The organism is Aggregatibacter aphrophilus ATCC 33389, assembly GCF_900636915.1.
GTDB lineage: Bacteria > Pseudomonadota > Gammaproteobacteria > Enterobacterales > Pasteurellaceae > Aggregatibacter > Aggregatibacter aphrophilus.
The window spans coordinates 318,655-337,702 of the sequence record NZ_LR134327.1 but is presented as its reverse complement, the minus strand read 5'-3'; the positions used below and the strand labels follow the sequence as shown (position 1 = coordinate 337,702).

The window sequence follows — 19,048 nt, the reverse complement described above, 5'->3', positions numbered from 1 at the left end:
CTATTGATGATCCATAGAGTTCTTTGTTTTGTAATAGAAATTATTTGGCAATCCAAAGCGGTAGGCGTAAAGTCACGGCTAATCCACCTAAGCCACTTTTTCTTGCCCATACTGCGCCGTGATGGTCTTTAGCTGTGTTGGCTACAATAGATAAACCCAGCCCTGCACCGCCTGTTTTTCTAGTTCGAGCTTCATCAACACGATAAAATGGTTTAAAAATTTTTTCGTATTCTTCTTGTGGTAAACCTTCTCCGTTGTCTTCAATACGTATGAAGAGATCATTTTCATAAATATAAATGTACATAACAATGGCTGATTTTGTGTACTTCAACGCATTTCTAATGAGATTTTCCACTGCACTTGCCAATAAGCCGTGATTACCATTTAGGTAATATGTTTCTGGATGGACAATAGACTGAACAACGGTAAATTTAATATGTCGTTGTGCGGCTTCAAATTCCGCATCATTTAAGACTTCTGCCCATAATGTTGGAATTGGGAAAATGTTTTTTTCTAAATGACTGTGTAATTGCTGACGGGAAAGTTGCAATAAGTCATTGATCATTTTATCTAGACGTTGTGCTTCCGTATCAATTCGTTGGATTTCACTACTGTCGCCTAATTTACGGCGTAGCAGTGCCGTGGCTAACTGTAAGCGGGTGAGTGGTGTTCTAAGTTCGTGAGAAATAGAGGATAATAACGATTGTTGGTTTAATAACACTTCTTCGAGAGACTGCATCATTCGGTTAAAACTTTGTCCTACTTGGCGGAGTTCTAACAATCCTTTTGTTTCAAGATCTTTATTAATTCTCAAGTTTCCGATAGCAACGGCATTTGCGGCTAGTTGCAGATTGTGGATTGGTTGTCCGATACTGCGTGACAGCCACCAAAGCAATGGTGTAGAAATTAGAATGACCAATACAATCAGGAAAAATGGACGATCAAAAATATAATTTAAGATTTCTTTCTGGGCATTAATTTGATTAACAAAGTATAAACTATAGGATTGGTTATGTTCCGGATTTAAATAAAGTGAAAATGGTCCAACAATTTGAATATTGGAATAGATTTTTTTCAACGGTTGTTCTAATACTGCATTATTAAATATAAACTGGCGTAACGATTTTTCTTCTTCTGGTAAAGCGCCTAGAATTTGTCCGCTTGGTGCAATTAAAACCGGATGTGCGCTAAATCGATCATTTGGAAATACAGGCACACCGGCCAAAATACGTGAAATTTGATTATTACGGATAGAGGTGGTGATTTCTTTTTGATATTTTGCAACTTCGTATTCTTTTAGATTGGAATAAATATGTGCGTCAAAATAGGGCAACAGGAAAATAAATATTAATAAAATAGAGAATGTTAACCAGAAGAAGGTAAATATTCGGATGGTTAATGAGTTAAAAATAAATTCTTTTCTGAACATGATTCTTAGAGATAAAAAAGGCTATATGGAAATGGAATAGCCTTTAGTTAGTTGATTATTTTTCGGCAATTAATAGATAGCCTCGACCACGGAGCGTTTTAAACCATGGTAAGTCATCAGGACGATTAGGTAATTTCTTCCGTAGGTTTGACATATGCATATCAATCGCTCGATCAAACGGAGTCAGTGGTTTGCCTAGAACTTCTTGGCTTAATTCTTCACGGGTAAGAATTAGACCTGGGTTCATAATGAGTTTGAGTAATAAGGTAAATTCTGTGCCGGTTAATTCAAGATCCTTTGAGCCAAATAAGGCTTGTTGGCGTCCTGGATAAAGCAAAATGCCGGCAAACTCAACTTTATCCAAATCAGCAGGATCTTTGACGCTATTGGCTTGTGCAGTACGTCTTAGAATTGCTTTAATACGGGCGACTAATTCACGGTCGTTAAATGGTTTTTGCAAGTGTACCCAACCACTTAATATTAGAAATTGATAACAGGTTAGGACTTAAATTGAATTAAACGGAATTAAGCGGGAAAGAATCAATGAAATAAAGGGCTGAAAGAAATTTTGGCCTTTTTTGTTGGGTGGTTTTGTCGTTAAAGTTGGTTTTAGAAAAAAAGTGGCTAAAATCTAAAAAGGGCGGTTTTAGCCACTTAATTGTAGAAAAACAAAAAGGCGTTTAAAAAACGTTTAAAGACCGTTTAAATTACGCTTTTGCCGATGTAGGCAACTTGTCCGATTATCTCTAAATTGTCCGCTTCCTCTTTGGTTAGCGTTATCGGGGCGTACTCTTCTTTGTTGTCTGAAATGAGCTCTATGCCGTTCCAGTTGAGTTTTACACGCTTAACCCACACGCTTTCGCCGTTTTGCACTAAATAGATTTTATCGCCCTTGATCTCTTTTTTAGAGAGGTCAACCAACATCTGATCGCCGTCATCAATGGTTGGGCGCATGGATGTGCCATCTGCCCAAAATACGGCGGCGTGCGTTGGTTTAATGCCGAGCTTTTGCAACAGGCTGTCCGAATATGGCACTTGCCCGTCGGGCGCGGTTACGCCCTCGTTAAAGCTGCCAAAGCCTGCCGACACGTTTACCGAACAAAAGCAGTCAATCATTGAAACTCCGCTTATTTCGTGCTTTTGTGCGCGTTTAATCGGAGGACTATCAACATCCCCGTTCTTCTCGCCAGTTAGTAAATAACTAGGCTCAACCCCTAATTCTTCCGCAAGGGTAATAATCATTGAAGCTATAGGCTCAGTTTGACTTGTTTCCCAATTCTGCAAGGCAGATAACGAAAGCCCCAAATTCTCTGCCATGGCATTTCTGGAGATTTTTTTCTGCTCTCTTAACTCTCTAATTCGACTTCCTATTGATGAGTTGTTTTTAAACTTAACACGCATAACTTTAAAAAATCCTTGTATTTTCTTTAATGTTTTTAAAGTTGAATTAAAAGTTATTGATTTCAAAGAGATACAATAAACAACCCTTAAAACAACGCTTAATTTTTAATCAATTAACTTTAAAATGACTTTTTTAAAGTTGATTGAGTTGTTTTTATGGTTTATTATCCTCATTAGATTAACGAGTGAAGTTATCTAATGAGGACATAAATGGAAACTAAAAAAACAGCTATTGATTGGCATAGAGAAGACATCAAAGCTGCATTAGCAAAAAAAGGTTGGTCGTTGCGCCAGTTATCGTTGAAACACGGTTACAGCAACGGAAGCACGTTAAAAAATGCGTTAGACCGTCCATGGTTGAAAGGTGAACGCATTATTGCTGAAGCGATTGGCGTACCTGCCGAAGTGATTTGGGCATCTCGCTATGAGCAACGCAACCTTAAAAAATATGCTGACAGATAGTTTTGAGGTTATTTATGAGCGTAAACAACTTAAAAACACACTACTCAGCAAAAGAATTAGTTGGTTTAAGTTTAGCAACTTTGCCTAATTCGGTGCAAGGAATACTTTACCAAGCTAAAAAGAATTGCTGGGCAACTCAAAAAAGAGTTGGTAAAGGCGGTGGTGTTGAATATGCCGTGAAATCCATGCCGGAAGACGTGCAAGCCGAAATCGTGGTGAAACTTGGCAAAAGTGCGGTGAAAAATCTCCCAGTTTTAGCCGAGGAAAGTGCGCCTGTTGATGCGCAGTTGTTGTGGGCGACCTATGAACAAGGCACGGCAAAGCAACAACAAAAAGCGCAAATGAAGCTTGGCATTATGTTTGCGGTGGCCGAATTGGTCAACGGTGGCGTGAAGATTTTGGATGCGTTGGCATTGGTATGCCATAAACACAACCAAGATGGCGAGAAATCGGTCACGGTGAGTGCACTTAAGTCTTGGTGGTATCAAGTTAAAGACGCTGATCGTAGTTTGTGGCTACCGCTTTTAATGGATAGCTACGGTGCGCACAGCGAAAGCCGCGAGGCCGCTTTTACCTCTGAAGCCTGGGCATTTTTCCGCGCCGACTATTTCCGTAATGAGCGCCCTCAGTTTGGATCTTGTTATGAACGCTTGAAACGTGCGGCAAGTGCGAACGGTTGGGTTATCCCAAGCCCCTCTAGTATTAAGCGCAAAATCTTGCGCGAAATCCCAAAAACCCACCAAACCTATTTAAGAGATGGCACTTATGCGTTGAGCCGCATGTATCCATCGCTCATTCGTACCGTTGCCGGCATTGAAGCAATGGAATGGGTCAACGGGGACGGTTATAAGCATAACGTTTGGGTGAGATGGCATAACGGCCACATTATCCGCCCTAAAACGTGGCTTTGGCAGGATGTGCGCACCCGCAAAATCTTGGCGTATCGGTGCGATGAGTCGGAAAACACCAACATGATCCGCTTGGCGTTGCTTGATGTCGTGAATAAGTACGGTATCCCGAAACACTTAACCATCGACAACACCAAAGCGGCAGCCAATAAGAAAATGACAGGCGGGGTGAAAAACCGTTACCGCTTTAAAGTGCGGGAAGATGAGGTGCAAGGGATTATTCCGGCGCTTGGCATCCAACTGCACTGGACAACGGTGCGCTACGGCCGAGGACGGGGGCAAGCCAAGCCGATTGAGCGTGCATTTTCGCACGGTGGCTTGGGTGAGCTTGTGGATAAGCACCCTTTACTTGCCGGCTACCACGCAGGTGACAACGCATTAGACAAGCCTGATAACTACCAAGGCAACAAGGCGGGCGTGGACTATGAGAGTTTTATTTTAGCCCTCGAAGAAGGCATACAGATGTTTAACGAACGCCAAGACCGCGCCACTGAAATTTGCCAAGGCAAACTGAGTTTTAATCAAGCATTTGAACGGGATTATGCGGTTGCCGAGAAACGTTGGGCAACGCCTGAACAACTGCGCTACTTACTCACATTACACGAAGAAGTCACGCTAAAAGACAACGGCACCTTTACGTTAAAAGCCGGTGGCGAAGTGCAAGGATTACGCAACCGATACGAGGCTTACGAGTTGATTGGTACAAGCCACAAGAAAGTGGTGGTGCGTTACGACCCGAACAATTTGCACGATGCGGTTTGGGTGTACAGCTTGGATGGAAGTTATTTAGCCGAGGCGCACTGTACGGTGGATGCCGCCTTTGGCGACACAAGTGCGGCACAAGACCACTCTCGCAAAGAGCGCGAATTTGTACGCCACACCCAAAAAGCGGCGAAAGCGGCACAGGATATGGCAATCCAAGAGGCAGCCGCCTATATGCCACCGGTGGAGTTTGAAGAAAACCAAGAGGCGGAAGCCCAAATGTGGCAAGTCATTAAAGAAGGCACCGCATTACGCAAAGTGGAAGTCGTGCCGGAGGATGAACAAGAAGACGAAGCCGAACAATGGCTGATGAAAGGCATCGCCATGTTGAAAGAAGAAAAAGGGCTTTAAAGCCAGTTTAAACCACCTTTAAGGAGCGAAAAAAATGACATTAAGAGAGCAAATTAGCTTATTAATCAAACAAGGCAAGCTCACGCAAGCCAAGTTAGCGCGCGAAACGGGCGTAAACGGCGGGGCATTGAGTGCATGGCTAAACGAAAAATACACCGGCAATGTAGAAACAGTGGAAGAACCCATTAAAAACTGGATGGCCTTAAACGAACGTAAAGTGCAGGTGTTTGTTGAAGCGCCAAGTTTTATCGAAATCCCGACTGCTAAAACGGTGTTTGGTGTGCTTGATATGGCGCGCATTTTGCCAACGATGGTGACCATTTACGGCGCCAGTGGCGTAGGCAAAACGAAAGCCTGCCAAGCCTATCAACAACACAACACCAACGTGTGGATGATTACCGCAAGCCCGGCACGCGCCACGTTAAGCAGTATTTTGTATGAATTGGCATTAGAGCTTGGCATTAATGATGCGCCACGCCGTAAAGACCGCCTAAGCCGTTTAATTGTTAAAAAGCTACAAAAATCAAAAGGTTTGGTGATTATCGATGAAAGCGACCACTTGCCTTATGACGCTCTTGAAGAAATCCGCATTATCCAAGAAGAAGTCGAAGTCGGCTTTGCCCTAATCGGTAACGACAAGGTTTACAACCGCATCCAAGGCGGGGTGAACCAAGCGCACGAATATGCGCGCCTTTGGAGCCGTATTGGTAAGCATACGCCTATCAAGGGGAGCAGTAAGGCCGATATTAAAGCGATTGCAGGTGCTTGGGGTTTGGATACTGACGATAAAGATTTGATGACCGTACTTAATAGTATCGGCACCAAGGCAGGCGGTTTACGCGCGTTGACGCAGTATTTAAAACTTGCCGCTATCACCGCCAAAGCACAGGGCACCGCAATTACATTAGACCTGATTTTAATCGCACAAAAACAAATGACCGGGGGCAACTGATGAAAACCTTAAAAACGGCTTTGATTTTGACCGCACTTTTGAGCGGTGTCGCCCAAGCGGAAACGCTGAAATGTGCTGATAGCGATGAGTTGTGTTGGCAACAAGCGGCAAATGCAGAATGGCGCGAAGAATTTGGCGATATGCCACCGCCATTGACGGCCGAAGCCGAAAAAGAAGTGCGTGCATGGCTCGCCAAACACTACCCAAACACTGATTTTAGTAACCCGTAAAAAAAGGAAAAACAAATGGAAACTCAAAAAGTAACAATCCCCGAAGGCTATCGCAAAGACGCACGCGGCGCGCTTATCCCTGAGGCATCAATTAAAGAAATCGACAAAGTGCGAGATGAGTTGGTGCTTGAAATTGTGCGCAAGGCCGTAGCGACTAACCAAGTCATGAAAGACTTTAAAAGTGAAGTGTTTGGCGACATCGCCGCCTTTGTCGAACTTTCCGCTGCGCAGTATGGCGCAAATTTAGGCGGTAAAAAAGGCAACGTCACACTTTATAGCTTTGACGGTGAATACAAAGTGCAACGCGCTATCGCCGAATCATTGCAATTTGATGAACGCATCCAAGCGGCTAAAGCATTAATTGACGCCTGTTTGCAAGACTGGACAGAAGGCAGTCGCCCTGAGCTTAAAACCATTATTGACCGCGCGTTTGACGTGGATAAGGAAGGCAATCTTAACTCAAACAAGATTTTAGCCCTACGCCGCGTGGACATCCAAGACCCACGCTGGAAATGCGCGATGGACGCTATCTCCGACAGCGTGCAGGTGGTTGGCTCAAAAAGCTATATCCGAGTTTATAAACGCGTCGGCGACACCGACAAATACGAACCAATTAGTCTTGATTTAGCAAGCATTTAAGGAGCGCAAAATGAACTACTTAGGATTAACAGGAAGAAAAGAATATCCGGACCTAATTAATTTAGACCAAGTAACCATCATTAAAGCGGATAAAAACGAAGATGGGACCGTAAAACTGACATTTAACTTTGTCAACGGGTCAACTGTGACGGCGGATAGAGTCACCGCAGCAGATTACACCCGAATATTAAACTCAATTAGACGGGATTAATCATGGAAATGACCTACAAGGACTTATCCGAGCTGGCCGTTGAAGTGGAACGTGCGGGGGATTTGAGTTATGCCGCGACGCTTTGGTTTAAGGCGGCAGATATCGCCAAAAAAACGGTTAATCAAGATTGGGCAATTACGCGCGGTGAATTTTGCGAACACTGGCACCCAAGATTAAAACGCAAGAAACAAACGGAGGTAAAGCAAGATGGATGAACGCTTAATAACACTGCTGAGTATATGGGGGTGGGCTAGCTTTGCATTGATTGTGATCTTGCTTGCTTGCAAAGGCCGATAAAGCCCATTTACAGCGCATTTAAGCACGGTTTAAGTGCGCTGAATAATGAGTTTTAGAATAACAACTAAGGAGCGAATAATGGCTAAATATCTCGTCAGGCTAGATTGCACGGTGGAATTTGCAATTGAAGCCGAAAACATGCAACAAGCGATGGACGCTTGCGATTTGAATAACAATGACCTCACCCAAATGGCGCACATCATCACCGAAGTGTATGACGTGATTGAGGTTGAGCCTGTGCCATCCAAAGGGGATGAATACTATGATTGACAAAGATAAAAAGTCGCATGTAACTATCCAATTGGCACAGATTATTGAGCAGTTAGAAATGGCCAAGGAAATGTGGCAGGAAGATGATGATAAAGCGTGCTTGAAGCTATTACAGGCAGCAAGCAGAGAAATGAAATGTGTGGCGTGGAAGATTACGCCGGTGTTGGAGTGAGTATGGCAGAGCTAACAACAGAAGACCTAAAAGTTGGGCATGTTTATTCGGCGAAACGCCCTCAAACATACGGATTCGCCCGTTTATTGGGAGATAGACAAATCCTTTGGGTTGGGATGATTTATGACAACAAAGAAGGGTTCGTCCAGGGGTTGCAATATGACAGCCCGTCAGTAAAAGATGGACGGCATTATCCGAAAATTAGCGTAACCAAATTTTTAAAATGGGCAGACGCCGACATAACCGAAATAATGCCTAAGGGCGAATGGAGAAAGGGGTAAAAATGAAACCTGAATTTAGATATTTTAAATGTGCATTAAATGTTGAACCGGTTAAATCACTTTATCAACAATGGAATATCGACCACGAACAACGAAACAAAGAATTAGACGTAATTTTTGACACTATCCCGTTTTATGAGTTTTGGCGCGGCAGTGAAAGTCGAATTTATGGCATTGTATGTAGCGAAAACAATCCTGAATTTGAAAAAATTAAAGAGGATAAAACCTATAAATTTGAAATGATTGAAGGTGGGAAAGTGAATATTACCGGCAACAATCGCACCAAAGCCGGCAAGGCGTTTAACGCTAAAATCCAAGAACTCAGAAATATATTAAATCAATATCCAAGTTTTAATGATTTTATGATAAGCGAGTTAGCGCTTAATTGTTGGGTGTTTGCGAGTAACATGGCATATATCGCAGTGTGTGGTGTGGCAAGCGATCACTTTATCGCAAAAATACCGGTGAAATCAGAAGGCTTCGGTGGTGATGATTTTCCGGCAATCCCTGAGTGTTTAACGGAAATCAAACAAAGTGAATTTTTGATGTTACAAGGAAAATAAAAATGAACAAATATTTTGCTTATGACGCGTTAGAACGTGAGTTCACAACGCACGATACATTAGACGAAGCTAAATCACAAGCACAAGACTGTGTCGACCAGATATTTGAATTTGGCACAAATGATGGATTTGATACTGACCTTGAAGACGCTATAAAAGAGGGGTGTTTTGGGGTTGTGTTAGGCGGATTTGATTTACCGACCAGACCGCTCACCGAAGAGGAAAAAGAACTCTATGCCGATGAGTTCATTCACATGGTTGAAAATCCTCCGGTGCTTGTTGAGTATCCACAAAATGGCTGGATTAAGTGTTCGGAACGGTTGCCAGGCGATTGGAGTGAAGTTTTATTTGCAATGAAGGTACCGGAATCCGAATCCGGGTGGCTAATTAGAACGGGCAGCTACTTTGAAGATGGTATGGGATTTTGTAGTTTTGACGGTGTAGAGTTTGAAGGTGTAACACATTGGAAACCGTTGCCACAACCACCAATCGACTAAAACCCATTTACAGTCCATTAAATCTTCCCTAACCCCTCTTTACAAAAGAGGGGAATAAGTTAGATGAAGTGGGCTGAATAATGTGTTTTAAACCTAGTTTAAAGGAGTTTTAAAAGTGAAATTATGCCGTTGCCCGGTTTGCCATAGTGACATCCACTTGGATGTGCTATTAGAAGATGACGCGGGGCGTGAAATGTTGGGTATTATTACCAATTTACGCGGCGACAATGCCCGTGCGTTGGTGAGTTATATTTCCCTATTTAGACCGGGAAAAGCGGCATTATCTAACTCAAGAGCATTAAAATTAATGCAAGAGGTGTTGGATATGTATCAGCCGAGTCCGTTGTTGTCCCATGCGCTCACCGAAACTGTCAGTGGCGTGATGAAAAACCGCCGTGAAACCCGAAATGTGGTAGCGTTAACAAATCACAATTATCTCAAAAAGGTGTATGAGGGGGCGAAACCGTTATTTGCTGTGGTGCGCAATGAGCAAGGTAAAAGTACGGTGGAAAATACGGAAAAATTGGAAGAAGACAAGCGTACGGCTGCAATACAGTACATTGAGCAATATGCTGCTATTGGGCAATTGGAATTTGTAAAGAATATGCCGGAATATACAATTTGGTTGGAATGGAAAAATGATACTAGACGTTAAATTAACTAAACCTAAACTTATCCAGCTGATCCATATTGCAAAAAGCAAGTTAAATATGGATGAGTTAAGTTATCGTGTGTTGTTGGATAATCTAACCGGCAAAACAAGCACCACTAAAATGACGATTGAGGAGCTTTTAAAAGTGTACGAAAGCATGAAAGATAAGGGGTTTAAACCACAAGTCAGAAAAGGCAGAACACCGGTAACTGAACATGCGATTGTGAAATCCCGAATCACTCACAAAATCCGCGCAATTTGGATACAAATGCACAAAGCAGGCATTGTTAAAGACGGCTCGGAGCGTGCGTTAAATCGGTTTATGCACAATACATTGTTTAAAGCAAAAAACAATCAACCAAATCAGCTAATCAAGCTCAATGTGCAAAGTTTAGATGACGACGAAGCAACAAAACTACTTGAGATTTTGAAAAAATGGCAACGGAGAGCGCAAGTATGACAGACGAACAACACGATTTATTTGCAGATGACCACGAGATGGTCGGGCAGTTATTTGATAAGTTAGATCACATTCCGGATGATGAATTATCCAAGTCTTGGGAAAGCGTGTTAGTCAAATTAGTGCAGTTGATTAAAGCCGAATTTAGCCGACAAGGAAAGAGCTTTGATGATAAGACTATCGAAAAAATAATCCTTGTCATATCGCACTATCTCGGCGGTCGTGCTATCTACCTGCCGCGCGCAGACAGACTAAAAGAAGCACTCCGCGACTATGCTATCTATAATGATTTTAACGGCGGTAATGTGCGGGCATTAAGTGAGCGTTACGGCTTGTCTGAGCCGCATATTTACGCTATTATCCGCAAACAACGTAACATCATCAAAAAACGCTATCAGCCTGAATTACCCTACTAAATTTAGTGATAGACAATAAACCCGAATAGCTCCTTACTTTGTTTAAACTCCCTTTAAAACATTAAAGGGAGTTTTTTTATGTCTTTACCCATCCACAAAATAGTGATCCATTGCTCGGCCACACAAAACGGCAATCAATTACGCACTGCCACACAAACCGCCGCACAACGCATTGATGAGTGGCACAAAGCGCGCGGATTTAAACGTGACGCCGCAAAATGCAAACAATTTAACCCGCACTTAACCTCTATCGGCTACCACTTTGTGATTGATACTGACGGCACCGTGGAAACAGGCCGTCAAGTTGGTGAAGACGGGGCGCATGTAAAAGGCCACAACCAACATTCCGTCGGCATTTGCCTAGTCGGTGGCGTCACCAAAAGAGGCAAAAACCACGGTGAATACACCGAGGCGCAGTGGATTGCACTGCACAAACTCTTACGCAAACTCGAAAGTCAACATCCCAGTGCTCGCATTTGTGGACATCGTGATTTAAGCCCTGATTTAAACGGCGACGGCACGATTACGCCGAACGAGTGGCTGAAAGATTGCCCTTGTTTTGATGTATGGGCATGGCTTGATAGTGAGCAAATGATTAACTTTGACCATTTGTATAAGGGGTAAATGATGGGGCTTCCGATCTGTTTATTTGCCGTTTGCAGTTTTGGTGCTGTTATATCGTTTATGCATGACAAGACTGACATAGCGATTTTATTTTTGATTGTCGCAGTATGTCTAATTGGCATTATGTTTACTGTGATTAGCGTCAGTTTTGATGTTGTTACCGATTGCCAAGATTACGGCAAATTCAAAATAGGCGTTAATTTTTACCGTTGCGAGCTTATACAGGGGCAATAATTATGTTTTCACAGCTTTACACTAACGCGGACGGCCGATTGTCCACAACCGCATTTATCCAGTTTTTCGGCGCGATTTTAATGGCCGTTATCCTCTGCTTTTGCGCATGGGTTGACCGTCCTTATGTGCCGGAAATGTTTATGTACTTTGCCATTTTTTGCGCAGGCGGTGCAGCAACCAAGGGCTTTGCTAACGCATTAAATCGCAACAGACACAGAGACCCTAATTATGATTAATTTAAGCCTAATTGGCGCGCTTGGCGCCGTTATCTTGGCCATCATCGGCTATGTGTATTTTAAAATCCGCAGAATTAAATCTCACGCAGAGAGCCTGTCTCGTGCAAACGCGGAATTAACAACCAAAAACGAACAGCTCAAGACCGAAAAAGCGGTCGTTGAGAAACAAGTTAAAAACTACAAAGTGAAGCAAAAAAATGATGAAACAACTCATGGTCTTGGTCGCGACTCTGTTGTTGACGAGTTGCGCAAAAACAACGACTTACGCGCCGAATAATAGTTGCGCAGGCTTTGCCATTATTAAAGCCTCGGAAAAGGACACGCTAGGCACGTTGCGCCAAGTGTTAGCCCATAACAAAACCTATCGCACCATTTGCGAGAAGGAATCACAACCCAATGAATGACATTGTTGATAAAACCCAAGAAAGGGAAGAAATAATGTGGGATAACTGGCGCAAACAACAGGCATCGGCGCAACAATTTGCCAATGCCATGAACACGGCGCGGTATTGTATGGATTGCGGTGCGCTTATCCCCCCAGCCCGCATTAAAGCCATGCCGCACTGTGTGCGTTGTGTAAGTTGTCAACAAGAACACGAAGAATCACAAAAATGATGGAAATTATCTCTTTTATCCAGAAAAACTGGAGCATTATCGCCACCCTTTTTGGCGTTATAGGAACCCTTTTTTGGCTCAAAATGGATAGTAAATATGCCAAAAAAAGCGATATTTACATGCTGCAAGATGGCATCGAAAAAAACGATGAACGGTTGACAAAAATGGAATTAAAAGTGGACGCGTTACCCACTGCAAAAGATTTTGCATCACTTGAAAAATTGATGACAAAAATTGAAGGCGAAACGAAGGCCACTAACGCCACATTAAGCGCAATTAGCCGCCAAACGGGCTTATTGCTGGAAGATAAAGTTTTGAACCGAAAGGAATAAATCATGCACGATATTTTTACTAAAGACCAACGTCTTGTCATGCTCCGCACGCTTGCGGAAGACGGCTACGACGCTAACGAGTCCATCTTACAAGATGTATTAACCGCCTACGGACACAACATCAGCCGCGATTTGGTGCGCAATCATGCGATTTGGCTCGAAGAACAAGGTTTAGTCAAAATCAAGCGCATTGACACCGGCAAAGGTGAGTTTTTTGTCCTCGTCATCACTCAAAGAGGGTTAGACGTGGCACAAGGGCGCGTTATCGTGGACGGCGTTAAACGCCCGTCACCTCACCTTTAAACCGACTTTAAAGGGGCTTTAAATGAGTGATAAAACCACCCGCGGGCGCGCATCAAAAGTTGATTTATTACCACCGGACATCAAAACCCGCCTTGCCATGATGTTGCGCGACAAGATGTTTTCACAGGCTGAAATTTTGGAAGAAATTAACGATCTCATCCGCGATTGTGGCTTGCCGGAAACCGCACTTTTGAGCAAAACAGGGCTTAACCGCTATGCCAGCAAGATGGAAAAGATGGGGGCAAAAATCCGCGAAAGCCGCGAGATGGCCGAAATCTGGACGAAGCAAATCGGCGAAGCGCCGCAATCGGATGTTGGCAAACTCTTAATGGAGGCGGTCAAGACCATTGCCTTTGATAAGGCCATGGCGTTAGGTCAAGATGATGATGTCGACCCTAAAGTCATTAATCAGCTTGCTTTAGTAGCCAACCGAATTGAGCAAGCACAAGCTATCAACGAGGAGCGGGAGCGCAAAATTCGCAAAGAGGTGGCGCAACTTGCCGCAGAAACGGCGGAAAAAGTGATTTCGCAAGCCGGACTATCGCAAGAAACCGTTGACCACCTGAAAGCAAAAATTTTGGGGATTGCATGATGAAGTTACCGGATTTTATCCCGTTTGATCCGAAAGAATTATTATTGGGCTATCAAAAGCGCTGGGTTGCTGATGATAGCCCTTTAAAAATTGCCGAAAAGTCCCGTCGAACAGGTTTAACCTGGGCGGAAGCGGCAGATGATGTATTAATTGCGGGCAGAGCAAAATCAGACAGCGGGTCTGATGTTTTTTATATCGGCTCCAACAAAGAGATGGCACGCGAGTTTATTGACGCGGCGGCCATGTGGGCGGAAAACTTTAACCAAGCCGCCGGGCAAATCCAAGAAGAGATTTTTGATGACGAAGACAAGGACATTTTAACCTACGTCATCTACTTTGCATCGGGCTTTAAGATTAAAGCACTCTCATCCAACCCTAAAAACTTGCGTGGTATGCAAGGGGTCGTGTGTATTGACGAAGCGGCATTTCACGAAAAACTAGCCGAAGTTCTGAAGGCGGCTCTTGCGCTTACCATGTGGGGCGCAAAAGTGCGGTTAATCTCAACTCATAACGGCGTGGACAATCTGTTTAACCAATTAATCCAAGATAGCCGCGCGGGTCGCAAAAGCTACTCCATCCACACTATTACACTAGATGACGCGTGCAAAGAGGGGCTTTACCAACGTATTTGCCAGGTGTCAAAACAGGAATGGTCACCAGCAAAAGAAGATGCCTGGAAGCGCGGTTTATTGCGTGACACCTCCACGGAAGAAGACGCACTGGAAGAATACTACTGCGTACCAAAACGAAGCTCCGGTGGTTATATCCCTCGTCCGCTAGTTGACCGCGCGGCGAATCCGGATAAGGTCAAACTTGCATTTGAATGCGACAGCAAGTTTATAGACTACAGTGAGATGGAGCGTATTACGCTAGTCAATGAATGGCTAATCAAAGACGTTTTACCGCACTTAGACGCGCTAGATAAAGATATGCGTCACTCGTTTGGGTGTGACTTTGCGCGTAAAGGCGACTTGAGTATTTTTAGCGTTTGTGCCGTGCAACCGACTACGGCACGCCACATGGATATCACCCTTGAGGTGCGTAATTGCCCTTATGAGCAACAAAAACAAATCGTATTTTTTGTGTTAAAACACATCCCACGTTTTATCGGTGCGGCATTTGATGCCACCGGAAACGGGGGGTATTTAGCGGAGTCCGTGCTATTGCGTTATGGCGCAAGCATGGTCGAGACGGTGCAGTTAAATGATAAATGGTACCGCGAGTGGATGCCAAAATATAAAGCGCTATATGAAAGCGGACTGATCCAAATCCCGCAAGATGAAGAAATCATCTTAGACCAAGGGCACATTGTGGTGATTAATGGCGTACCGAAAATCGACCGCGCCCGCAATCAAGGCAAAAGCGGACAGCGCCACGGAGACAGCGCGGTGTCGTATTGTATGGCAGTGCGAGCAAGTTATATGACGGGCGGAGAAATTGAGTTTACACCACTGCCCGCCAAACACCAAAGCGCGACAGGCGGCCGAAATTTTGAATACTCCAACAGCGAAAAAGAAGACCTTAAGGCCGAGTTTGGCTCTGATTGGGATAATATTTAAGGATTACTTATGCAAAGCAAAATTTTAGACATCCACGGCAAACCATTTGCTTTTGATGACGAGCTACAAACCGAAAATGACAGCCGCTTAGGTTGGTTGCAACGTCATTATAGTGAGCACCCGGCAAGCGGTCTTACCCCATCCAAAGCGGCAACATTATTACGTGCCGCTGAAATGGGCGACTTAATCGGACAATGTGAATTGGCCGAAGATATGGAGGAAAAGGACTCACACTTGCAATCGGAGCTCGGCAAGCGCCGTAATGCCATCTTGACAATGGATTGGCAAATTGCCCCGCCGCCTAATGCCGGTGCGGCAGAACAACGAGACGCACAAATGCTCGAAGAAATCTTGCGTGACGCAACGTGGCTGGATGATTGCATTTTTGATGCGACTGACGCCATTTTGAAAGGGTTTAGTTGCCAAGAAATCGAGTGGGAACCGGGCCTTGTCAGCGGCCTGAAATTAATCCGTAATGTTAACTGGCGCGACCCTGCGTGGTTTATGACGCCGCAATATGACCGCAATACATTACGCTTGCGCGATGGCACAGAAAAAGGCGTGGAGCTGGCTAAATTTGGATGGATTACGCATATAGCCAAGGCGAAAACGGGTTATTTGTCCCGTATTGGTCTTGTGCGCACCTTGGTTTGGCCGTTTATTTATCGCAACTACTCCGCCCGAGATTTTGCCGAGTTTTTGGAGATTTATGGCCTGCCATTGCGCCTTGGTAAATATCCGGAAGGGGCTACCAACAACGAGAAAAATACATTGTTACGGGCGGTAATGAGTATCGGTCATAACGCAGGCGGCATCATCCCGCGCGGCATGGAGATTGAATTTGCCAAGGCGGCTGACGGCAATGCGGCAGAATTTATGGCGATGATTGACTGGGCGGAAAAATCCATGTCTAAAGCGATTTTAGGCGGCACGCTCACCTCGCAATCTGATGGCAAGACCTCGACCAATGCCCTTGGCAATGTACACAATGAGGTGCGCCAAGAATTACGTGACGCCGATTTAAAACGCTTAGCCGCAACGCTAACCCGTGATTTGGTGTACCCGCTTTATGCGCTTAACTGTAAGTCATTTAACGACGCGCGCCGCATACCACGATTTGAATTTGACACCGCCGAAAGTGAGGATATTAATAGCTTTGGTGAGGGATTGGGCAAGTTAGTTGACATCGGGTTTAAAATCCCGTTGCAATGGGCGCAAGATAAAATGCAAATCCCTGTTGCAGCCGAGAATGAAGACGTATTAAGCCGAACACAGCCCAAAGCCGAACCGGAAGACCCGCGCAAAAAAGCCATATTAAGCGCTAACCTACCGGAGCTTAAATTTAACACAATCCACCGCGACCCCGACGACTTAATCGACGAGCTGGAGCCTACGGCAGAAGAATACGAGTCGGTGATTGACCCGATGTTAAAACCGATTGTGGACGCTATCCGCACAGGTGGCTATGAATACGCACAAACCCGCCTGGCCGAACTCTATCAAGATTTGGACGATGACGCGTTGGAGCAAATGCTTACCCGTGCATTATTTGTTAGCGACTTGATAGGACGTCTCAATGCCAACCGCTAATCTAGATATGCGCGAGCTATTGCGCATGGAGCCTAAACTTGCCGTTGACTATCTCAAGGCCAAGGGGTATGCCATCGCCTGGAATTGGCAAGAAGCCCTTGAGGATGCCCACGCGCGGGCGTTTACCGTGGCAAAAGTCACCCGCATGGATATTTTAGAGACTATCCGCACGGCCACCGTGGAAGCCATTGAAAAAGGCATCCCGGAGCGCGAATATATCAACAATTTGCGCCCCAAACTGGAGGCGTTGGGATGGTGGGGAAAAGTTAAAGTGTCTAATACCAACGGCACGGAGCAGACGATACAGCTCGGCAGTCCGCGCCGCTTACAAACGATTTTACGCACCAATAAAATCACCGCTTACCATGCCGCGCGCTACGCCGAACAAATGGCCAACGCCGATGAACAGCCCTATTGGCAATATTTGGCGATTAAAGATAGTCGCACTCGGGCAAGTCATTTAGCCTTGCACGAGAAGGTGTATCGTTATGACGACCCGATTTGGGATGTCATGTATCCGCCCAATGGCTGGAATTGTCGTTGCCGGGTGCGTGCGTTAAGCCAAAGACGGTTAGACAAAATGGGGCTTGAGGTAAGTCAATCGGGCGGCAGAATTAAACAGGATTGGGCGCTTGCGGGCGTGGATAAGGCCACCGGCGAAGAAACCCATGCCAAAGTGTATAGCCTAACGACCGATAAAGGCACCATTACCACGGACGCAGGATGGAGCAATAATGTTGGCAAAAGTGCGGTAGGAAATGACATCGTTTTAATCCGTAAAATCTTAGATGCAAAAAACCGTGATTTACGTAGTCAGACTATCCAAGCAATCAACAAAAGTGAAGCGCGGCATAAGGCATTTGAGAATTGGGTTAAAGCCAACCTGAATAATCGTGGGGCAAGTGACCGATATATTAGCGCAGGTATTGTGTCTGAGGATATTGCTGACGATGTTAAGCAAATTACCGGACAAACAAGCCAACGCCTGCTTGTTATGACCGAAAGAAACTTATTACATGCCAATAGTCATAAACATCACAAAGGCGGCATAGGCTTAAATGAAAAAGAATACAGCTCATTATCACGTATTATTGCGGATGAAAGTTTGGTCGTCTTTGATAGGAGTGAGGGGCATAACAATCTGATCTATTTTAATGCCGACCGTAGTATTAAAGTGATTGTAACAGCCGATTTTAATCGTCGCAGACTGAAACCAAAAGAACAGGTGGATGCTGTCATTAATGCTTATAAGGTCGAAGACTTTGATATGGTATTAAATGCGATAAAAGGCGGTGTGTATGTAGTATTGAAAGGAAAGCCTTAAATGACTAAGCGCTGGGGCAGGATTTGAACCTACAGTATACATGATTTTGTCATCATGCCGCGTTGCCGTTTCGCCACCCAGCGCGTTAGTTGAATTGATTTAACCCCTTTTGAAGGAGTATGTCAAGTGGAACTCGATATAAAATTTGACGAAAAAGACATGCGCATTGTACAGGGCGCATTTGCTAAACTGGTGCAATTAGGCAAATCTGACGGCATTACACGCAAAATGGCTAACGTATTGCGTGAAGATGCTGAAGACGCTTTAGAGGATGAGCGGTCACCAAAAGGTGAAAAGTGGGAAGATCTCGACCCCGCCTATAAAAAAAGTCGTTATGCCAAGGGTTATGATGGTAAGATATTGCACCGCACCGGCTTATTGATGGCAAGCCTTAATATTGATTATGGTGATGACTTTGCCGCCGTGGGTGTGTCTGAGTCTTACGGCATATATCATCAGCTTGGCACCAAAAAAATGCCTGCGCGTCCGTTTTTAGGGATATCCGAGCAGGGAATAGATGAAATCAAGGATATTTTAAAAAACGCAATAAAACGCGCGTGGAGCGATTAAAATATATTAAGGCGATAAATCGTATTAACTTAATTTTTTAAACGCACTTAAACGCATTTAAACCCCTCTTAAACGCGATAGCAAATCCAATCTTAATCACAAATCACAAAATCAAA

28 protein-coding genes, 1 tRNA gene and 1 pseudogene are annotated in these 19,048 nt (G+C 44.4%); 26 read left to right on the top strand and 4 right to left on the bottom strand.

Annotation, left to right across the window (positions count from 1 at the left end):
• Positions 1-40: 40 nt before the first annotated feature.
• The 3 genes and pseudogenes from cpxA to EL144_RS01830 all read right to left on the bottom strand — a co-directional run bounded on the left by cpxA (position 41) and on the right by EL144_RS01830 (position 2,830).
• The gene (gene cpxA, locus EL144_RS01840; protein ID WP_005702064.1) at positions 41-1,429 is read right to left on the bottom strand and encodes an envelope stress sensor histidine kinase CpxA; all 1,389 of its coding nucleotides are present in this window, start codon (positions 1,427-1,429) and stop codon (positions 41-43) included.
• Positions 1,430-1,484: 55 nt separating this feature from the next.
• Positions 1,485-1,892 (bottom strand): annotated as a pseudogene (locus tag EL144_RS01835) (winged helix-turn-helix domain-containing protein); the annotation flags it as partial.
• 239 nt (positions 1,893-2,131) lie between these two features.
• Positions 2,132-2,830 (bottom strand): XRE family transcriptional regulator, encoded by a 699-nt coding sequence (locus EL144_RS01830; protein ID WP_032995454.1) that lies wholly within the window; start codon positions 2,828-2,830, stop codon positions 2,132-2,134.
• Between the two features lie 210 nt (positions 2,831-3,040).
• On the opposite strand from EL144_RS01830, the gene EL144_RS01825 reads away from it, so the two are divergent.
• From EL144_RS01825 to EL144_RS01695, 25 genes are all read left to right on the top strand, one after another.
• Complete coding sequence (locus EL144_RS01825) at positions 3,041-3,292, top strand: helix-turn-helix domain-containing protein (protein WP_005544208.1); 252 nt, start codon at positions 3,041-3,043, stop codon at positions 3,290-3,292.
• A 14-nt stretch (positions 3,293-3,306) separates the two neighbouring features.
• Positions 3,307-5,313 carry a transposase domain-containing protein gene (locus tag EL144_RS01820; RefSeq protein WP_005705076.1) on the top strand — a complete coding sequence of 669 codons (2,007 nt, stop codon included), beginning with the start codon at positions 3,307-3,309 and terminating at the stop codon, positions 5,311-5,313.
• Between the two features lie 34 nt (positions 5,314-5,347).
• Complete coding sequence (locus tag EL144_RS01815) at positions 5,348-6,265, top strand: AAA family ATPase (RefSeq protein WP_005705078.1); 918 nt, start codon at positions 5,348-5,350, stop codon at positions 6,263-6,265.
• On the top strand, positions 6,265-6,495 hold the full coding sequence (locus tag EL144_RS01810) for a hypothetical protein (protein WP_005705079.1): 231 nt from the start codon (positions 6,265-6,267) through the stop codon (positions 6,493-6,495). The genes EL144_RS01815 and EL144_RS01810 overlap by 1 nt, the downstream gene beginning before the upstream one ends.
• Before the next feature lie 15 nt (positions 6,496-6,510).
• Positions 6,511-7,134, top strand: coding sequence for a DUF3164 family protein (locus EL144_RS01805; RefSeq protein ID WP_005705080.1), 624 nt, complete (start codon positions 6,511-6,513; stop codon positions 7,132-7,134).
• Positions 7,135-7,144: 10 nt separating this feature from the next.
• Positions 7,145-7,345: a hypothetical protein gene (locus EL144_RS01800; RefSeq protein WP_005705081.1), complete on the top strand. Its 201-nt coding sequence runs from the start codon at positions 7,145-7,147 to the stop codon at positions 7,343-7,345.
• 2 nt (positions 7,346-7,347) lie between these two features.
• Positions 7,348-7,560, top strand: coding sequence for an ANR family transcriptional regulator (locus tag EL144_RS01795; RefSeq protein ID WP_005705082.1), 213 nt, complete (start codon positions 7,348-7,350; stop codon positions 7,558-7,560).
• A 160-nt stretch (positions 7,561-7,720) separates the two neighbouring features.
• Entirely contained in the window at positions 7,721-7,912 is a 192-nt protein-coding gene (locus EL144_RS01790) for a hypothetical protein (RefSeq protein WP_032995457.1), read from the top strand.
• Entirely contained in the window at positions 7,905-8,084 is a 180-nt protein-coding gene (locus EL144_RS01785) for a hypothetical protein (protein WP_005705084.1), read from the top strand. The genes EL144_RS01790 and EL144_RS01785 overlap by 8 nt, the downstream gene beginning before the upstream one ends.
• Before the next feature lie 2 nt (positions 8,085-8,086).
• A complete protein-coding gene (locus EL144_RS01780) occupies positions 8,087-8,365 on the top strand; it encodes a hypothetical protein (RefSeq protein WP_005705085.1) in 279 nt (92 codons plus the stop codon).
• Between the two features lie 2 nt (positions 8,366-8,367).
• Positions 8,368-8,928 carry a DUF5420 family protein gene (locus EL144_RS01775; RefSeq protein WP_032995459.1) on the top strand — a complete coding sequence of 187 codons (561 nt, stop codon included), beginning with the start codon at positions 8,368-8,370 and terminating at the stop codon, positions 8,926-8,928.
• 2 nt (positions 8,929-8,930) lie between these two features.
• Complete coding sequence (locus tag EL144_RS01770) at positions 8,931-9,425, top strand: DUF551 domain-containing protein (protein ID WP_005705088.1); 495 nt, start codon at positions 8,931-8,933, stop codon at positions 9,423-9,425.
• A 115-nt stretch (positions 9,426-9,540) separates the two neighbouring features.
• On the top strand, positions 9,541-10,080 hold the full coding sequence (locus EL144_RS01765; RefSeq protein WP_005705089.1) for a hypothetical protein: 540 nt from the start codon (positions 9,541-9,543) through the stop codon (positions 10,078-10,080).
• Positions 10,064-10,537, top strand: a complete 474-nt coding sequence (locus EL144_RS01760) for a gp16 family protein (protein WP_005705090.1) — start codon at positions 10,064-10,066, stop codon at positions 10,535-10,537. The genes EL144_RS01765 and EL144_RS01760 overlap by 17 nt, the downstream gene beginning before the upstream one ends.
• Entirely contained in the window at positions 10,534-10,953 is a 420-nt protein-coding gene (locus EL144_RS01755) for a Mor transcription activator family protein (protein ID WP_032995460.1), read from the top strand. Before EL144_RS01760 ends, EL144_RS01755 begins: the two co-directional genes overlap by 4 nt.
• A gap of 78 nt (positions 10,954-11,031) precedes the next feature.
• Entirely contained in the window at positions 11,032-11,577 is a 546-nt protein-coding gene (locus tag EL144_RS01750) for an N-acetylmuramoyl-L-alanine amidase (protein WP_032995461.1), read from the top strand.
• 236 nt (positions 11,578-11,813) lie between these two features.
• A complete protein-coding gene (locus EL144_RS01740; RefSeq protein WP_005705095.1) occupies positions 11,814-12,047 on the top strand; it encodes a DUF2644 domain-containing protein in 234 nt (77 codons plus the stop codon).
• Positions 12,040-12,324, top strand: coding sequence for a DUF2681 domain-containing protein (locus EL144_RS01735; RefSeq protein WP_005705096.1), 285 nt, complete (start codon positions 12,040-12,042; stop codon positions 12,322-12,324). The genes EL144_RS01740 and EL144_RS01735 overlap by 8 nt, the downstream gene beginning before the upstream one ends.
• Positions 12,325-12,443: 119 nt before the next feature.
• Positions 12,444-12,662, top strand: a complete 219-nt coding sequence (locus EL144_RS01725; RefSeq protein WP_005705097.1) for a TraR/DksA C4-type zinc finger protein — start codon at positions 12,444-12,446, stop codon at positions 12,660-12,662.
• Positions 12,659-12,994, top strand: a complete 336-nt coding sequence (locus EL144_RS01720) for a DUF2730 domain-containing protein (protein ID WP_005705098.1) — start codon at positions 12,659-12,661, stop codon at positions 12,992-12,994. Before EL144_RS01725 ends, EL144_RS01720 begins: the two co-directional genes overlap by 4 nt.
• A 3-nt stretch (positions 12,995-12,997) precedes the next feature.
• Complete coding sequence (locus EL144_RS01715; RefSeq protein WP_005705099.1) at positions 12,998-13,297, top strand: VpaChn25_0724 family phage protein; 300 nt, start codon at positions 12,998-13,000, stop codon at positions 13,295-13,297.
• 22 nt (positions 13,298-13,319) lie between these two features.
• Positions 13,320-13,889, top strand: coding sequence for a DUF3486 family protein (locus EL144_RS01710; protein ID WP_005705101.1), 570 nt, complete (start codon positions 13,320-13,322; stop codon positions 13,887-13,889).
• Positions 13,886-15,448 (top strand): terminase large subunit domain-containing protein, encoded by a 1,563-nt coding sequence (locus EL144_RS01705; protein WP_089503478.1) that lies wholly within the window; start codon positions 13,886-13,888, stop codon positions 15,446-15,448. The genes EL144_RS01710 and EL144_RS01705 overlap by 4 nt, the downstream gene beginning before the upstream one ends.
• Positions 15,449-15,457: 9 nt before the next feature.
• A complete protein-coding gene (locus tag EL144_RS01700) occupies positions 15,458-17,038 on the top strand; it encodes a DUF935 domain-containing protein (RefSeq protein WP_005705104.1) in 1,581 nt (526 codons plus the stop codon).
• Positions 17,025-18,362: a phage head morphogenesis protein gene (locus EL144_RS01695; RefSeq protein ID WP_032995465.1), complete on the top strand. Its 1,338-nt coding sequence runs from the start codon at positions 17,025-17,027 to the stop codon at positions 18,360-18,362. The genes EL144_RS01700 and EL144_RS01695 overlap by 14 nt, the downstream gene beginning before the upstream one ends.
• Positions 18,363-18,370: 8 nt before the next feature.
• Here the strand turns inward: EL144_RS01695 and EL144_RS11250 are convergent.
• Positions 18,371-18,445: transfer RNA gene (locus tag EL144_RS11250), tRNA-OTHER, on the bottom strand.
• Between the two features lie 43 nt (positions 18,446-18,488).
• Between EL144_RS11250 and EL144_RS01690 the strand changes: the two genes are divergently transcribed.
• On the top strand, positions 18,489-18,932 hold the full coding sequence (locus EL144_RS01690) for a phage virion morphogenesis protein (RefSeq protein WP_005705106.1): 444 nt from the start codon (positions 18,489-18,491) through the stop codon (positions 18,930-18,932).
• The last annotated feature ends 116 nt before the right edge of the window (positions 18,933-19,048 follow it).

What these genes read in the sequence shown, in the direction of transcription:
- EL144_RS01815 (WP_005705078.1), top strand. Translation starts at nt 5,348, where the DNA reads ATGACATTAAGAGAGCAAATTAGCTTATTAATCAAACAAGGCAAGCTC.
- EL144_RS01710 (WP_005705101.1), top strand. Translation starts at nt 13,320, where the DNA reads ATGAGTGATAAAACCACCCGCGGGCGCGCATCAAAAGTTGATTTATTA.
- cpxA (WP_005702064.1), bottom strand. Translation starts at nt 1,429, where the DNA reads ATGTTCAGAAAAGAATTTATTTTTAACTCATTAACCATCCGAATATTT.
- EL144_RS01810 (WP_005705079.1), top strand. Translation starts at nt 6,265, where the DNA reads ATGAAAACCTTAAAAACGGCTTTGATTTTGACCGCACTTTTGAGCGGT.
- EL144_RS01760 (WP_005705090.1), top strand. Translation starts at nt 10,064, where the DNA reads ATGATACTAGACGTTAAATTAACTAAACCTAAACTTATCCAGCTGATC.
- EL144_RS01830 (WP_032995454.1), bottom strand. Translation starts at nt 2,830, where the DNA reads ATGCGTGTTAAGTTTAAAAACAACTCATCAATAGGAAGTCGAATTAGA.
- EL144_RS01795 (WP_005705082.1), top strand. Translation starts at nt 7,348, where the DNA reads ATGGAAATGACCTACAAGGACTTATCCGAGCTGGCCGTTGAAGTGGAA.
- EL144_RS01755 (WP_032995460.1), top strand. Translation starts at nt 10,534, where the DNA reads ATGACAGACGAACAACACGATTTATTTGCAGATGACCACGAGATGGTC.
- EL144_RS01775 (WP_032995459.1), top strand. Translation starts at nt 8,368, where the DNA reads ATGAAACCTGAATTTAGATATTTTAAATGTGCATTAAATGTTGAACCG.
- EL144_RS01770 (WP_005705088.1), top strand. Translation starts at nt 8,931, where the DNA reads ATGAACAAATATTTTGCTTATGACGCGTTAGAACGTGAGTTCACAACG.
- EL144_RS01725 (WP_005705097.1), top strand. Translation starts at nt 12,444, where the DNA reads ATGAATGACATTGTTGATAAAACCCAAGAAAGGGAAGAAATAATGTGG.
- EL144_RS01700 (WP_005705104.1), top strand. Translation starts at nt 15,458, where the DNA reads ATGCAAAGCAAAATTTTAGACATCCACGGCAAACCATTTGCTTTTGAT.
- EL144_RS01780 (WP_005705085.1), top strand. Translation starts at nt 8,087, where the DNA reads ATGGCAGAGCTAACAACAGAAGACCTAAAAGTTGGGCATGTTTATTCG.
- EL144_RS01750 (WP_032995461.1), top strand. Translation starts at nt 11,032, where the DNA reads ATGTCTTTACCCATCCACAAAATAGTGATCCATTGCTCGGCCACACAA.
- EL144_RS01740 (WP_005705095.1), top strand. Translation starts at nt 11,814, where the DNA reads ATGTTTTCACAGCTTTACACTAACGCGGACGGCCGATTGTCCACAACC.
- EL144_RS01715 (WP_005705099.1), top strand. Translation starts at nt 12,998, where the DNA reads ATGCACGATATTTTTACTAAAGACCAACGTCTTGTCATGCTCCGCACG.
- EL144_RS01785 (WP_005705084.1), top strand. Translation starts at nt 7,905, where the DNA reads ATGATTGACAAAGATAAAAAGTCGCATGTAACTATCCAATTGGCACAG.
- EL144_RS01825 (WP_005544208.1), top strand. Translation starts at nt 3,041, where the DNA reads ATGGAAACTAAAAAAACAGCTATTGATTGGCATAGAGAAGACATCAAA.
- EL144_RS01800 (WP_005705081.1), top strand. Translation starts at nt 7,145, where the DNA reads ATGAACTACTTAGGATTAACAGGAAGAAAAGAATATCCGGACCTAATT.
- EL144_RS01805 (WP_005705080.1), top strand. Translation starts at nt 6,511, where the DNA reads ATGGAAACTCAAAAAGTAACAATCCCCGAAGGCTATCGCAAAGACGCA.
- EL144_RS01735 (WP_005705096.1), top strand. Translation starts at nt 12,040, where the DNA reads ATGATTAATTTAAGCCTAATTGGCGCGCTTGGCGCCGTTATCTTGGCC.
- EL144_RS01705 (WP_089503478.1), top strand. Translation starts at nt 13,886, where the DNA reads ATGATGAAGTTACCGGATTTTATCCCGTTTGATCCGAAAGAATTATTA.
- EL144_RS01695 (WP_032995465.1), top strand. Translation starts at nt 17,025, where the DNA reads ATGCCAACCGCTAATCTAGATATGCGCGAGCTATTGCGCATGGAGCCT.
- EL144_RS01790 (WP_032995457.1), top strand. Translation starts at nt 7,721, where the DNA reads ATGGCTAAATATCTCGTCAGGCTAGATTGCACGGTGGAATTTGCAATT.
- EL144_RS01720 (WP_005705098.1), top strand. Translation starts at nt 12,659, where the DNA reads ATGATGGAAATTATCTCTTTTATCCAGAAAAACTGGAGCATTATCGCC.
- EL144_RS01820 (WP_005705076.1), top strand. Translation starts at nt 3,307, where the DNA reads ATGAGCGTAAACAACTTAAAAACACACTACTCAGCAAAAGAATTAGTT.